Origin of the sequence: Methylobacterium longum, from assembly GCF_022179385.1 — a bacterium.
In the GTDB taxonomy this organism is placed as follows: Bacteria; Pseudomonadota; Alphaproteobacteria; order Rhizobiales; family Beijerinckiaceae; genus Methylobacterium; species Methylobacterium longum.
The window spans coordinates 1-481 of sequence record NZ_BPQS01000183.1 but is presented as its reverse complement, the minus strand read 5'-3'; the positions used below and the strand labels follow the sequence as shown (position 1 = coordinate 481).

Annotated in this window: 1 protein-coding gene; it reads left to right on the top strand. The window is 62.8% G+C overall.

All coding sequences use genetic code 11. The features are described from left to right. A partial coding sequence (locus MFF58_RS32010) for an integrase core domain-containing protein (protein WP_238294371.1) occupies positions 1–481 on the top strand: 481 nt, incomplete at both ends.

Here is a 481-nt window from a genome sequence, read left to right as displayed (position 1 = left end):
TTGGCTTTCGCCAAGCTGGAGACGGAGGCCAACCGCTACACCGCATCGGACTTCCTCCGCGCGCTGGTCGCGTTCGTGCCGTACAAGATCCACACGGTGCTGACCGACAACGGGGTGCAGTTCTGCCATGCCCCGCGCAACCGCTCAGGCCCGACGGCCCTCTATAGCCGGCACATGTTCGATCGCGTCTGCCACGAGCACGGCATCGAGCATCGCCTGACCAAACCCAACCATCCCTGGACCAACGGTCAAGTCGAGCGGATGAACCGCACCATCAAGGACGCTACGGTCAAGCGCTACCACTATGAGACCCACGAACAGCTCAGAGCCCACCTCCAGCTGTTCGTGGACGCCTACAATCATGCCCGTCGGCTGAAGACCCTGCGCGGCCTCACGCCCTACGAGCATGTCCTGCAGGTCTGGACGAAAGAGCCCGAACGCTTCAGGCTCGACCCGTCACACCACATCCCGGGACCATACA